The 12,919-nt window shown below is 56.5% G+C and carries 13 protein-coding genes; 11 read left to right on the forward strand and 2 right to left on the reverse strand.

Features of this window, described 5'->3' with window-relative positions; genetic code table 11:
* Nucleotides 1–11: 11 nt before the first annotated feature.
* Nucleotides 12–362, reverse strand: a complete 351-nt coding sequence (locus HAV21_RS17460; protein WP_016359453.1) for a cupin domain-containing protein — start codon at nt 360–362, stop codon at nt 12–14.
* Nucleotides 355–1,458, reverse strand: coding sequence for a 2,6-dihydropseudooxynicotine hydrolase (locus tag HAV21_RS17465; RefSeq protein ID WP_016359452.1), 1,104 nt, complete (start codon nt 1,456–1,458; stop codon nt 355–357). The genes HAV21_RS17460 and HAV21_RS17465 overlap by 8 nt, the downstream gene beginning before the upstream one ends.
* 167 nt (nt 1,459–1,625) lie before the next feature.
* On the opposite strand from HAV21_RS17465, the gene kdhC reads away from it, so the two are divergent.
* The 11 genes from kdhC (at nt 1,626) to nboR (ending at nt 12,457) form a co-directional block, all read left to right on the forward strand.
* Nucleotides 1,626–4,010, forward strand: coding sequence for a 6-hydroxypseudooxynicotine dehydrogenase complex subunit gamma (gene kdhC / locus HAV21_RS17470; RefSeq protein ID WP_017200522.1), 2,385 nt, complete (start codon nt 1,626–1,628; stop codon nt 4,008–4,010).
* Between the two features lie 97 nt (nt 4,011–4,107).
* Entirely contained in the window at nt 4,108–4,413 is a 306-nt protein-coding gene (locus tag HAV21_RS17475) for a Dabb family protein (protein ID WP_017200523.1), read from the forward strand.
* Nucleotides 4,413–5,345, forward strand: coding sequence for a cyclase family protein (locus tag HAV21_RS17480; RefSeq protein WP_016359449.1), 933 nt, complete (start codon nt 4,413–4,415; stop codon nt 5,343–5,345). The genes HAV21_RS17475 and HAV21_RS17480 overlap by 1 nt, the downstream gene beginning before the upstream one ends.
* Nucleotides 5,342–6,535 (forward strand): 2,6-dihydroxypyridine 3-monooxygenase, encoded by a 1,194-nt coding sequence (dhpH, locus tag HAV21_RS17485; RefSeq protein ID WP_016359448.1) that lies wholly within the window; start codon nt 5,342–5,344, stop codon nt 6,533–6,535. Before HAV21_RS17480 ends, dhpH begins: the two co-directional genes overlap by 4 nt.
* A 15-nt stretch (nt 6,536–6,550) precedes the next feature.
* Nucleotides 6,551–7,258, forward strand: coding sequence for an SRPBCC family protein (locus tag HAV21_RS17490; protein ID WP_016359447.1), 708 nt, complete (start codon nt 6,551–6,553; stop codon nt 7,256–7,258).
* Between the two features lie 5 nt (nt 7,259–7,263).
* Entirely contained in the window at nt 7,264–8,139 is an 876-nt protein-coding gene (locus HAV21_RS17495; RefSeq protein WP_021474599.1) for a carbon-nitrogen family hydrolase, read from the forward strand.
* 202 nt (nt 8,140–8,341) lie between these two features.
* Nucleotides 8,342–9,235: a MoxR family ATPase gene (locus HAV21_RS17500; RefSeq protein WP_016359445.1), complete on the forward strand. Its 894-nt coding sequence runs from the start codon at nt 8,342–8,344 to the stop codon at nt 9,233–9,235.
* Between the two features lie 17 nt (nt 9,236–9,252).
* The gene (locus HAV21_RS17505) at nt 9,253–10,344 is read left to right on the forward strand and encodes a VWA domain-containing protein (RefSeq protein WP_031217298.1); all 1,092 of its coding nucleotides are present in this window, start codon (nt 9,253–9,255) and stop codon (nt 10,342–10,344) included.
* Nucleotides 10,337–11,470, forward strand: coding sequence for an XdhC family protein (locus HAV21_RS17510; RefSeq protein WP_016359443.1), 1,134 nt, complete (start codon nt 10,337–10,339; stop codon nt 11,468–11,470). Before HAV21_RS17505 ends, HAV21_RS17510 begins: the two co-directional genes overlap by 8 nt.
* A 26-nt stretch (nt 11,471–11,496) precedes the next feature.
* Complete coding sequence (locus HAV21_RS17515; RefSeq protein ID WP_017200525.1) at nt 11,497–11,850, forward strand: hypothetical protein; 354 nt, start codon at nt 11,497–11,499, stop codon at nt 11,848–11,850.
* Entirely contained in the window at nt 11,843–12,457 is a 615-nt protein-coding gene (nboR, locus tag HAV21_RS17520; RefSeq protein ID WP_017200526.1) for a nicotine blue oxidoreductase, read from the forward strand. The genes HAV21_RS17515 and nboR overlap by 8 nt, the downstream gene beginning before the upstream one ends.
* Nucleotides 12,458–12,919: the final 462 nt, after the last annotated feature.

Raw genomic sequence — 12,919 nt, forward strand, 5'->3', positions numbered from 1 at the left:
GCTAACATCTCCTATTCCACCAAGAACCAGATTTCCTTGAATGGCTCGTGAAACTCCCAGGTAGATGTGTGCCCCTTCGGCAGAAATACCAAATCGCCGGCAGTCACGGAAACCGGCTCTTGGGATGCAAGTGTGAGCGTTGCTGAGCCTTCGACAACGTAGATAATCTCGTTGTCAGTGAGTTCATAGGTTGTTGTGCTCGGCTGCGAAGTGAAGATACCCGTGCCGAACTGGGGAGAGGAAGTGCGTTCGAAAAGCGTGAACCCATGACCATTGGGATTTCCCTCATGGACGGTTACACCGTCCGGCTGCCAGGATTCAAGCGGCGCGGTCGCGGTACTGATCTTCCTGATCTTATCCATTGAGGGGCCACCCTTTCATTGTTGGGGCGACCTTCTTTCCGGCAACCAGAACATCATAGAGCCAGTCTGCCATTTCAAGCCGGGGACGGATTCCAAGGTTGTGGCAGCAGTGATCACCGTCCTTTTCAACCACTAGGTTCAGGTGTTCTGCCGGCACCAATTCGAGGACGGTATCCACGAAGGACAGTGGAACCTCGTCGTGCACCCCGTGCAGGATGTACGTCGGGCATGCGATCTGGGAAAGGACGTCCCGGGTCTCCAAAGCCGCATGGACGTGCAGCCTTGCTTCCTCCAAAGTGTCAACCTTGGAGACGTACTTCCAGCTTTCCTTTGTCAGGGGAGTTTCGAGGTCCCAGTAGTCCAGGTCTGAGAATCCGCCCCAAGAAATGCATGCGGCCAAACGCGGTTCACAGGCGGCAGATTTGAGAGCGTAATTACCGCCCAGGCTCCGCCCCAGCACTCCGATAGCATCATTCCGAATCGCTTCAAGTTTGGTGAGCAGATCCACTACCGCGGACGTGTACTTTTCGTAATCACCCGCAATCCGCTTGTACTCAAACATCTCGCCCTGGCCGGGACCGTCAAATGTGGCAGTAGCCATTCCCCGATCGAGCACAAGATTTTCCATCTGGAAACTTTCCTCTTTTGTGCTCTCAAGACCACCAAGCATGATCACAGCGGGGTGTGGTCCCGGTCCCTCCGGAATGCGCACATAGACGGGCATCGGGATACCGTCGACGACTAGCTCGTGACGCTCTGCAGGCGGGGACAACAGTGGAGCTGCCTTCTGATACAGCTCAACTTTCCGAGCTTGGCCCTTCTGCCGGCGCTCGTCGAACCAGAGGAACTGAGCGTACTGGGCACAGAGTGCGGCTGACATCAGGAGTTCACCGGCGGACAGGTCATGGCCCAGTGCCACTTTCCTTTCCGCTTCCTGCTCATACTCATTTGCGAGACTCATCCAGTAGTCAAACCAGGTGATTTCCTTGGGCCTATCGCGAGCACCCACCATGTCTGAGTAGGAAACGCCGTCAAGGATAAGACGCCCCCAGTTCAGCATTTCATCTTCAGGTTTCACCTGCGAAGTTACAGTCATACCGTTATCTCCCTATAGTCAGACTTCCGTGACCCCGCGCAAGGGGTCTGCGAAATGATCATGCTATGGAAGCTGCGCGAGGGCGCCTACTAACTGCGGAGACTTAGGCCGCGTTTTTGTCAATGCCTGAACATCCAGGCTGGACGGCCCGATGACATACTGAGCGCATGATGGCAAAGGCTAAAGCGCTCATCCCTGACAACGGTAGAGCCGGCGCGGACGAGGGCAACAGACAGGCATGGATAGGCCAGGAGGTTCTGCGGCGGGAGGACCGCCGGCTACTCACTGGAACAGCAACATTTGCTGGCGATCTGGGAGTGCCCGGGCAATTGCATATGCGCATTGTCCGTTCAACACAGGCTCATGCCCGGATCGTGTCCATAGACGCCACTGAAGCTGAAAAGACTCCAGGCGTACGAATGGTTATCACGTCTGAGCACACGCGGCACCTGGGTTCGGTTCTCTTGGAAGAGCTGGGATATCACGAAATTTATGAAAACATTGAGGACTTCAGTCACCCCGTCCTAGCAGTAGACAAGGTGCTATATGTGGGGCAGCCGGTGGTTGCTGTACTTGCTGTTGATCCTTATCTTGCCGAAGACGCAGCTGAGCTTGTCTCTATCGAGTATGAGCCGCTCCCGGTCCTCTTGGATCCGGAAGAAGCATTGACCGGTAAGGTCGAGCTCTTTCCGGGGCGCGGCAATGAAGGTGCGCGCATCAAAAAGGCCTACGGCGATATTGATCGCGCCTTCGCTGAAGCAGAGCACGTCATTCGCCACAAGTACGTCACGAACCGCCATTCCGGTGTACCTATGGAACCGCGGGCCGTAGTGGTACAGCCCGACCCAGCAAGGGACACGCTGTTCATCTGGGGCACCGTGCATGTGCATGACAACCGGAGGATCATCGCCAAGATGCTGAATCTTCCCGAGGTCAACGTACGGATGAAACACGTAGAGATCGGCGGCAGTTTTGGCGTGAAGGGCGGAGTCTTCCCAGAAAACGTTGTTGCAGCATGGGCAGCCCGTACGTTGGGAGTCCCGATCAAATGGACTGAGGACCGAGTCGAGCACATGACTTCCACGTCCCATGCCCGGGAAATGGTGCATAAGCTCGAACTCGCGCTCGATGCTGAGGGCAGAATCCTGGGTATGAAGGACGAAATTTTCCACAACCATGGTGCCTATTTCAGGCAGGCGGAGCCGCTAGTCAGCGACATTACTGCCGGCATTGTGTTCGGCCCCTATCGGGTCCCTGCCTACGATGCTACTCTGCACGCCGTCTTCACCAACAAAACACCTGTCGGAGCTTACCGCGCGCCTGGACGCTACGAGTCCACTTTCGCTCGAGAGCGGATCTTTGATCTGGCGTGTGAAGAAATCGGTCTCAGCAAGACGGAATTTCGCCGACGAAACCTTCTTACGGCTGAAGACCTCCCTTGGACACCGGGTCTTGACATCGTCCACGAGCCCTACCACTTCGACTCGGGAGACGTAGTTAAGCATTTCAACGAAGCTCTGGAGGCAGCAAACTTCTCGGAGTGGCTTGAGGAATCCAAACGACTACGGGCGGATGGCCGAAAAGTCGGCGTAGGCCTCGGCGTGCTGATGGATAAGGCAGGTCTGGGGCTTTTCGAAACCGGCGGCGTTGAAGTCAGCCGTGCCGGCCGCGTTACGGTCAAAACCGGAGGTTCCTCGGTCGGGCAGGGAATCGAAACGGTTCTGGCCCAGATTGTCGCCGAAGAGCTACAGATCGCTCCCGAAAACATTGACATCGTCCATAGCGATACAGAGCTTATTCCGGACGGTGTGGGTTCCTGGTCCAGCCGTTCAACTGTTCTTGCTGGAGGTGCTGCCCGCAAAGCTGCGCTTGCAGTTGTGGAAAAAGCCAGACGCTTGGCCAGTGAGATGCTGGAAGCTGATCCGGACGACCTCGAATTAACTGCAGGCAGTTTTAAGGTCAAGGGCACTGATCAGCAAATCTCGCTGTACGAGATCGCAGCGGCGAGGGACCCCTTCACGGCGAGGGCCGACAATGATGAACCCGGCCTAGCAGCGGACGCGGTCTACATGAACAACGCCATGAACTATCCATACGGGGTAACACTCGTACAAATCGAACTAGATCCTGACACAGGCGGGCATAGGATTCTTCGCTTTTCCACTTCCACGGAAGCAGGAAGGGTAATCAACCCCCTGACCACGAGGGGCCAGATCATAGGTGCGGCGGTTCAAGGCATTGGAGGCGCCCTGTACGAGGAGTTCCTCTACGAAGAGGATGGACAGCCGATTACGACGTCGTTCATGGACTACTTGTTGCCAAGCGCTCAGGAGATGCCGAACGTCGACTGTTTTGTAACTGAAGATGCCAAGTCACCGGACAACCCCTTTGGCGCCAAGGGCCTTGGGGAAATTGGCATCATTGCGGCCGGCGCGGCAATCGCTTCAGCTATCGATGATGCCATCGCCGATGGCGTACATACTGACCGTTTGCCAGTCACCCCCGAGCAGATCTTCAGCCGCTGTCAAGGTTTGAACAAAGCAGAACGGTAACTTGTGCAATCCGCCAGTGGGACAACTTCGCTGCTCTTACCAAACTGAACAGACACAACCCGGCGGGTAATCCAAGACACACATGAGAGGTCTACTGATGACTAAGGTTCGACACGTATTTGCATGGCGCGTAGCTGAAGGCAGCAGCCAGGAGGAAATTGTTGAAATTCTCAACACTCTTCCCCCGCGCCTAGGTTTCATTCAGGGCTGGGAGATTGGCACTCACTCTGGCGACCCCGGGGATAACGGTGCGCCGTGGGACGGAGTTCTGATTTCTGACTTTGCAAGCTGGGCTGATCTGGACAAGTACTCCACGGATCCCTTCCACCTCGAGGTAGTCGCCACACTTATGCCGATGTTCGCGGACAGGGCTGTGGTTGATTACGAAGTCGAGGCCGTCTGATGAGCCAGACTGCAGACGTAAAGGTCGGGATGAGCCCGTGGGGCGCCGATGACGAGCGGGGCGCACTAAACCTCCTTGACGAGTCTGTACGCGCCGACGTCCTTCACCGGGCCGACCCGTCTCGGGTCTATGACCTCAGTGTTGACTACTTCGTAGGCATGCCCAGCTTTCAGGGAGCCGGTGACCCTAGCTACCAAATTTTCATGAGCCACACCCCTCAAGGCACGGTGGTGGATAACCTCAACGGCGTCGGCGAGGATGTCAACAGGCACGTGTGCTACTCGGGTGACGTCGTCTTCATGTATACCCACACCGGGACGCATATTGACTCGTTGAACCACTTCGGTGTCGACGGACAGATCTACAATGGGTATAAGCCGGAAGAGAATCTGGGCAGCCGGACCTGGACCAAGGGCGGGGCGGAGACGATCCCGCCAATCATCACCCGCGGCGTATTGTTGGATATTGCTGGTCTCAAGAACGTTGACTGCCTCCCTGATTCCTACGCGATCACTGTTGCAGACATCGAAGAGGCACTGGATAAAGCCGGCCTCGTACTGCAGACGGGGGATGTGCCCTTGGTCCGTACCGGACGTATGCGTTACTGGCCGGACGGAACCAAGACTCTTGGAAACCCTCCAGGCCTAAGCCTGGATGCTGCCCGATGGCTCACCAGCCAAAACATTTCCGCAATCGGTGCTGACCAGGAGTGCGTAGAGGTAGGTCCGTCGGAGCATGAGGACAACTGGCTTCCCGGGCATACCCACTTCCTTGCCGAAGCCGGTGTGCCCATGGTGGAACTGTTGAATCTGGAGGAACTGGCAGCGGATGGAGTAAAGGAATTTTGCCTAATCGCTGCTCCTATCCGTCTTCGGGGAGCGAGCGGTGCCCCGATGCGCCCGCTCGCCATGGCACTAAGGAATAACGCATGAGTCCCACGACCGACCGTATCGCGGTAGTTGGTGGTTCGATATCTGGGCTGACAGCAGCGCTGATGCTTCGAGATGCTGGCGTTGACGTCGATGTCTATGAGCGATCACCTCAGCCCCTCTCAGGCTTCGGCACAGGCATTGTCGTCCAGCCGGAGCTTGTTCATTACTTGCTGGAGCAAGGCGTTGAGCTGGACTCCATCAGCGTGCCGTCATCATCCATGGAATATGTGGACGCACTGACTGGAGAAAGAGTCGGATCCGTTCCTGCAGACTGGCGCTTCACTAGCTACGACTCGATATACGGGGGGCTCTACGAGCTGTTCGGACCCGAGCGATACCACACCAGTAAATGCCTGGTCGGCCTAAGCCAAGATTCCGAAACAGTGCAGATGCGCTTCTCAGATGGCACAAAGGCCGAAGCGAACTGGGTGATCGGCGCGGACGGCGGAGCCTCGGTAGTTCGCAAGCGCCTGCTGGGTATTGAGCCCACATACGCGGGCTACGTCACCTGGCGAGGCGTGCTTCAGCCGGGCGAAGTTGCCGACGACGTGTGGAACTACTTTAACGACAAGTTCACGTATGGACTTCTGGACGATGGCCACCTCATCGCTTACCCGATTCCAGGACGGGAAAACGCCGAGTCCCCGCGTCTGAATTTTCAGTGGTACTGGAACGTCGCTGAAGGACCGGACCTCGACGAACTTATGACAGACGTTCGCGGCATCAGGCTCCCGACATCGGTGCACAACAACTCGCTGAATCCCCACAATCTCCGTCAGTTCCACAGTAAGGGCGAGAGCCTCTTCAAGCCCTTCAGGGACCTCGTACTCAACGCCTCCTCCCCATTCGTGACTGTTGTTGCAGATGCCACCGTCGACCGCATGGTTCATGGCCGTGTCCTGTTGATCGGAGACGCGGCGGTGACTCCAAGGCCCCACGCCGCTGCGGGGGGTGCTAAAGCTTGTGATGACGCACGAACCCTTGCCGAAGTCTTCACAAAGAACCATGATCTGCGGGGGTCCCTGCAGAGTTGGGAAACCAGACAGCTGCAGCAGGGACACGCTTATCTCAACAAAGTGAAAAAGATGGCGTCCCGTCTGCAGCACGGGGGAAGCTTTGAGCCCGGAAACCCCGCGTTTGCTTTTGGGCTCCCTAAAGTGGATGAACCATCCGTCGTCACTAATTCTTAATAAGGAAAAACCATCATGGAGATGACCAACACTTTTACCGTGCCCGTACCCCCGGACGAGGCGTGGCCGGTTTTGCTGGACTTGCAGCGAATCGCCCCCATGCTTCCCGGAGCATCCATCACCAGTGTTGACGGTGACGAGTACGAGGGCAAGGCAAAAATCAAGGTTGGGCCCATCACGGCCGAGTATGTCGGCGTTGCCCGATTCATTGAGGTCGATGAAAAGGGCCGCCGCGCGGTAATTCAGGCCCGTGCGAAGGATGCTCGCGGGCAAGGAAATATGTCCGCAACTATCACCGCCCGACTTGAGCCGGAAGCAAACGGCGCCACCGTCATTGTTCAGACCGAGCTGGACATGACAGGTAAAATCGCTCAGTTCGGGCGAGGTGTAATCAATGAAGCGGCCACGGCCATCCTCGGAGTATTCGCCCAACGGTTGGCTGTAGAGATGACTTCAGGAAGCGAGAGCAGCAGCGAAGCATCTGAGCTCTCAAAAACTGAAGCAGCCCTCGGAAGAGAAGTAAAGCAACCTCTTCAGGCAGAATCCGAAGTACTGGACCTCATCAAGCTGGCAAAGGACACGCGGGCCGCCAAAAAGGGCCCTGGCACTCAGGTCGAAGTTCCCGCAGTTGGACAGTGGCTGCCCGCAATCGTTTCCATCGTAGCTGCGCTGATTGCGGTCTTCTCGGCCGGTGTTGCCGCAGGAAGCAACCGAAGGTCTTGAACCTGATGGAAGTGCGCGAACTAGCACCAAGTAGAGGGCAACTTGACGTAGCAGCTGTTCAGGTGAAATTTGACTCAACAGAGCTGCTCGAGGACAGGATTTCGCGTATCCAGGACTTGGTTTCTGGCGTCGGCAAAGCGGACCTGATCGTCCTGCCTGAACTCTGGCTTCATGGCGGGTTCTCCTACGACAGCTGGCGAAAGAACGCCATTTCGCTGGAAAGTGAAGTGTTCACTTTCCTGTCCGAAGTGGCCAGGGACAAGAAGGCCTGGTTTCACGCCGGCTCTTTCATGGTCACGGAACCAAGCAGCGCTGCTTCTGACATGTGGAATACATCGGTTCTTTTTGACCCGACCGGATCCCTCCGGGCGACCTATAAAAAGATCCACCGCTTCGGCTTTTCCGACGGAGAGCCAAAGCTGATAGCAGCGGGAGATGAACCCAGGGTGGTGGAGCTGCAGACAGAACGAGCCACTGCCATCACTGGGCTCAGCACATGCTACGATCTTCGCTTCCCCGAACTATATCGACACATCTCAGCAGAAGGTACGGCGCTCAATGTGATACCAGCATGCTGGCCACTTACGCGAATTCAGCATTGGCAGACTCTGGGTCGCGCTCGAGCAATCGAAAACCAATCCTTTGTCGTGCAATGCAACATGACGGGGGTTGACCAGGAGGTGGAGCTGGGTGGTCACAGTCAGATTGTGGATGGCAACGGAGATATCCTCGCTCAGGCAGACAAAGAGGAAGCCGTTCTCCGTGCAACTCTCAATTTCGATTCACTGAACGAACTGCGAAGTTCGTTCCCGGTGCTGAACGACCGGCGGGCAGATATCTGGGCTGCTAAGGGCAAGACCGTGATCGCAAGCCACTTGTAGGAATAGTAAGGGTCTAATCCGAGCAGACTCGGCCGGGATGTCCTGCCGATTCGGGTAGGGCGGGGCATCCCGGAATCGGCTGTTCTTACGGTTGGTACGGCCGGTGGACGCCCTTCTACTGGCGGTATTCAGCACCTGCATAAGTAGACACCGCAAAAAGCCGCAATGCCACACCTCGAAAACCGACTAGCAAGGCGAGACAATGAGTAACGACAAAGTGACCAAACCGGAAAGTCCCGGTGAGATGGCTGCGCGGCTCAAGGCTGTCAACTATTTGGCTGACGAGGGTCTATCCACCACCGTCTTTCTATCTGTTGCGATGAACAAGCCGCTGCTTGTTGAAGGTGCTCCAGGCACGGGAAAAACGTCCTTGGCCGAAGCAATAGCTAAGATGCTGGCAATCCCGTTGATCCGACTGCAGTGCTACGAGGGCATCGAGTCCACCCAAGCGCTCTATGACTGGGATTTCTCACGTCAGATTCTTTACTTACGCTCACTGGAGGCAGCAAATTCGACAACGAGTGCGGAGGAACTAGAGCAGTCCCTATATACCGAACGTTTCCTGCTGCCTCGTCCGATTCTTCGGGCCTTACAAAGTGGACCGGCCGTTCTCCTCATCGACGAGGTTGACCGAGCTGACGATGAATTTGAAGCGTTCCTCCTGGAAGTGCTCGCATCAAACCAAATATCTATACCCGAGTTGGGTACTATCACCGCCAAAGTTCCACCCATCGTGATCCTGACCTCCAACCGGACCCGAGAGTTACACGAGGCTCTGAAACGGCGATGCTACTTTCATTGGATAGACCACCCAGAACCGGCCCGTGAGTTGGAGATCATCAAGACACGGCTGCCCGGCGTGGATGAGAAGCTAGCGCAGCAGGTGGTGGACGTAGTCCAGTCCTTGCGCAATCAGGGACGTTTGCGACGCTCCCCTGGGGTAGCCGAAGCGCTTGACTGGGCCCAGGCTTTGAACCGCCTTGGCGGAAGTGACATCGACGCCGACAGTGCCAGCCTGACAATTGGCGCCCTCTGCAAAGACCAAGACGACCAGGAGCTTATCTTGAACGCCCTAAGAACCGTCTTTCCTACCTAACGTGAACGGTACTGGCGATGTCTTCACAAGTAGGTCTGAAAATTTTTTATGGTTTCGTAGGTGCTCTCAGAGATGAGGGGATGACCATAGGGGCCGAACAGGCCCAGCTTTACCTCGAGGCTCTGAGCGTTTTGGATCTTCAGCGTCGCGACGAGGTCTTCTGGGCCGGACGCGCGACGTTATGTAGGAGCAGGTCTGACTTCGGGCCCTACGACCGGACGTTCCGCCTGTGGTTTTCATCGGAATCGCCGATTCCTGTGCCCCTTTCGGAGGGACAGGAAGCAAGCCTTCCCGACGCAGCAGACGGCGACAGCCCTCAGCCGGAATTGGAGCAGCAGATTGCACTGGCTAGCAAAGATGAATCCCTGCAACACCGAGATGTGGCACTCATGTCAGCGGAGGAAAAGAGTTATCTTGCGGAGGCCTTTGCTGCTCTACCTGTTAGAGAACCGCTGAGAAGGGCGCGTTACAAGCGGACCCATCGCCACAAGCGCATCGATCCGGCACACACTGTCCGAGACAATCTGAGGAGAGGCGGCGAACCAGGGCGCCTGCAATATCGCTTCCGAACGAAAAAGCCCCGACGAGTCGTCTTGATCGTAGATGTTTCAGGATCTATGGAAGCCTATGCTGACAGCTTTTTCCGCTTCGGTCACCGCCTTTTAGCTGGCGCGTCCGACACAACAGAAGTATTTTCTATCGGCACACGCCTAACCAGAGTGACCTCGGCATTGCAGCACCCGGATCCGGAGGTCGCACTGTTGGACGCTGGACTCGTCGTTCCCGATTGGTCCGGAGGCACGCGACTGGGCGAAGCCCTAGCGGCCTTCATTACCCTGTGGGGACAACACGCAATGCTCAGAGGTTCTGTGCTGGTGATCGCCAGTGACGGATGGGAACGTGGGGATCCCAGGGATCTTGCCCGTCAGGTTTCCCGCCTCCATGGTTTGGCTCATCGTGTTATCTGGGCCAACCCCCACCGCGGAAAGTCTGGATACGAACCTATACAGAGCGGCATTAAGGCCGTTCTCCCGCACGTTGATGCCCTGGTCGCCGGCCACACCATGGCAGCTTTTAGGGACCTAGCAGATCGGATAGCACATGCGTGACGTTATTGAAGCACTGGCAGAATGGACGACGCACGGAGAAACCTTCGCCCTCGCCACAGTCGTCAGCACGTCTAAATCGGCCCCCCGGCCAGCGGGCGCTGCGATGGCCGTAAGCACCCCGGGGGAGGCCGTCGGCTCAGTCTCCGGGGGTTGCGTCGAAGGAGCTGTTTACCAAATTGCGCAGGAGGTCATTGAAGACGGTACTCCTGTTCTGCAACGGTTTGGATATAGCGACGATGACGCTGTAGCCGTAGGACTGACCTGTGGCGGAACAATCGACGTCTTCGTTGAACGAGTCACCAAAGAAAGTTACCCAGAATTACGAACGATCATTCAGGACGTTCAGAAGGGCAACCCCGTTGCCACCGCTACCGTGGTCGAACATGACCAGCCAGAAATGCTGGGTAAGCGGCTAATAGTCTGGCCAGCCCATACTGGCGGGACCCTCGGCAATAACATGCTGGACCATGCGATTGCCGACGATGCGAGAGGCCTGCTGGCTTCGGGTGAATCCAAGGTGCTCACGTACGGTCCCAGCGGGGAACGGATGGAAACCGGAACAAAGGTCTTTGTTTCTTCCTATCAGCCCAAGCCCAGAATGATCATTTTTGGTGCCATCGATTTTGCAGCAGCAGTCGCGCGGGCTGGGTCAATGGTGGGCTTTCATGTGACCGTCTGCGATGCTCGCCCTGTATTTGCGACCACCGCGCGCTTTCCTGGTGCGGACGAGGTGATCGTATCTTGGCCTCACGTTTACCTTCAGCAGGAAGTGACACAGGGAAAGGTGGACAACCGCACGGTCATCTGCGTTCTTACCCATGATCCCAAGTTTGACGTCCCTGTCTTGGAAATCGCCCTGCGGCTGGAGGGGGCATGCAGGCCCTCCTACATAGGCGCTATGGGCTCACGAAAGACCCATGAAGATCGGCTAAACCGCCTTCTGGAGGCTGGAGTGATAGAGCGGCAAATTGCCGAGCTTCATAGTCCCATCGGACTTGATCTCGGCGGCCGGACACCGGAGGAAACAGCAGTGTCAGTTGTGGCCGAAATAATAGCCAAGCGTTGGCAGGGGAGTGGCCGCCCTCTGCGCGACTCCACTGGCGCTGTGCACTCGGACCCGGCCTAGCAATGTCCAACCTTAAAGAGCTAGCAATGCAACCTTCTGAAGACAGCCGAAGTTGGCAAAACCCGGTGGACAACAAGACCATGGCAGTTTCAAAGTCAGTAGAAAATCCCGCACCCGGCAACTTCGACGAAAGCCAGCTATTTGATCTGCAAATGTTGGCGCAGGGTGACCAGATCCAGGTGTGTGAAGATGGCACGTTACCCTACTCCGGCGTCGTGGACACGAGCGCTCCTTCCCTTGGCATCATCTGGATTCGCCTAGAAGGGCTTGGGGAGAGAAGGCTAATCTTTTGTACTGACTATCGACTGCGTCGGGATCGCACCAAGCAATGGGATCTGACAGTCCTTCCATCTTGCGAACAGGAACCTCACGGTGGGTGACACGGATTTGCCGTGTGTGACGGGAGTGTTGCTGGCCGCCGGCGCCGGAAAACGTCTTGGGCGTGGTCCGAAGGCGCTCCTGCCATACCGCGGACGAAACCTCGTTGAGGACGCCGCCGAGACAATGCTTGTCGGCGGCTGTCATGAGGTAGTAATTGTTCTTGGAGCGAATGCACAAGCGGTGTGCGCCCGTGCAAACCTTGAGCCCTATCGGATAGTGGTGAACCATGACTGGTCCTCAGGTATGGGAAGTTCCTACCTTGCCGGTGATGCTGCTGCACATACAAAGAACCACATCCTCGTGGCTCTGGTAGATCAACCAGGGCTCAGCGTCACCACTGTTGGCCGGCTACTCGTCTCCCACCGGCCGGGGCGCATCAGTTCGGCTGCGTACTCATCGTTAGACAGCCCTCGGGTGCTCCGAAGAGGTCATCCAATGGTCATCGATGCAGGACTTCGGCCAGCAGTGGCCAGTACCGTTTCCGGTGATGCCGGAGCCAGGGTTTTCTTACGCCAGAAACCGTGGCTCGTAGATCTTATCGATTGCAGTGATGAATCTACCGGTGAGGACGTAGACACCGTGGAGCAGATGTATCGCCTCCTGTAGGACGATGCCCCGCAGCCTGCACCCCACCTATTTCTCGTGGGTCTCAAAAGCACGTTTAGGTTGATTCTCTGAACAGAAGGACGTTCCACTATGGCTTTCCTATTCCGGATGGATCGACTACGTACGGCACTATTTGGCAGCGGACAGACAGAATGTGCCGAATGCAAGCACCCCTCTCGCGACGACCAATGGACTTGGCTGGGAAGAATGACCGACCTGCCGCCTTCCGGTCTTGGTCTCTGCCAGGCAGCGGACACAAAGGGCGGAAGGTGTCTTTGCGTGAATAAAAGCCATTGTCGGTGACGGGCCAAAATTGAACCTTTCCTACGGCTTGGAGTTAACCTCAGCGACTTAGGAGTTTCATCGGTAGACCTAATATGTGTCTAGGAAGTCCAGTGCCTCCGATGCTCGATATGAGCAGTTGGTGAAACTGTGCATGGCAATCGCGCAGCGTGCCGGTTG

The sequence above is a fragment of the Paenarthrobacter sp. MSM-2-10-13 genome, assembly GCF_011605365.1.
Lineage (GTDB): Bacteria > Actinomycetota > Actinomycetes > Actinomycetales > Micrococcaceae > Arthrobacter.

Coding starts and splice junctions, on each gene's coding strand:
- HAV21_RS17505 (WP_031217298.1), top strand. CDS start 9,253: ATGTCTTCACAAGTAGGTCTGAAAATTTTTTATGGTTTCGTAGGTGCT.
- HAV21_RS17490 (WP_016359447.1), top strand. CDS start 6,551: ATGGAGATGACCAACACTTTTACCGTGCCCGTACCCCCGGACGAGGCG.
- HAV21_RS17500 (WP_016359445.1), top strand. CDS start 8,342: ATGAGTAACGACAAAGTGACCAAACCGGAAAGTCCCGGTGAGATGGCT.
- HAV21_RS17480 (WP_016359449.1), top strand. CDS start 4,413: ATGAGCCAGACTGCAGACGTAAAGGTCGGGATGAGCCCGTGGGGCGCC.
- HAV21_RS17495 (WP_021474599.1), top strand. CDS start 7,264: ATGGAAGTGCGCGAACTAGCACCAAGTAGAGGGCAACTTGACGTAGCA.
- HAV21_RS17475 (WP_017200523.1), top strand. CDS start 4,108: ATGACTAAGGTTCGACACGTATTTGCATGGCGCGTAGCTGAAGGCAGC.
- kdhC (WP_017200522.1), top strand. CDS start 1,626: ATGATGGCAAAGGCTAAAGCGCTCATCCCTGACAACGGTAGAGCCGGC.
- dhpH (WP_016359448.1), top strand. CDS start 5,342: ATGAGTCCCACGACCGACCGTATCGCGGTAGTTGGTGGTTCGATATCT.
- HAV21_RS17515 (WP_017200525.1), top strand. CDS start 11,497: ATGCAACCTTCTGAAGACAGCCGAAGTTGGCAAAACCCGGTGGACAAC.
- HAV21_RS17460 (WP_016359453.1), bottom strand. CDS start 362: ATGGATAAGATCAGGAAGATCAGTACCGCGACCGCGCCGCTTGAATCC.
- HAV21_RS17465 (WP_016359452.1), bottom strand. CDS start 1,458: ATGACTGTAACTTCGCAGGTGAAACCTGAAGATGAAATGCTGAACTGG.
- HAV21_RS17510 (WP_016359443.1), top strand. CDS start 10,337: ATGCGTGACGTTATTGAAGCACTGGCAGAATGGACGACGCACGGAGAA.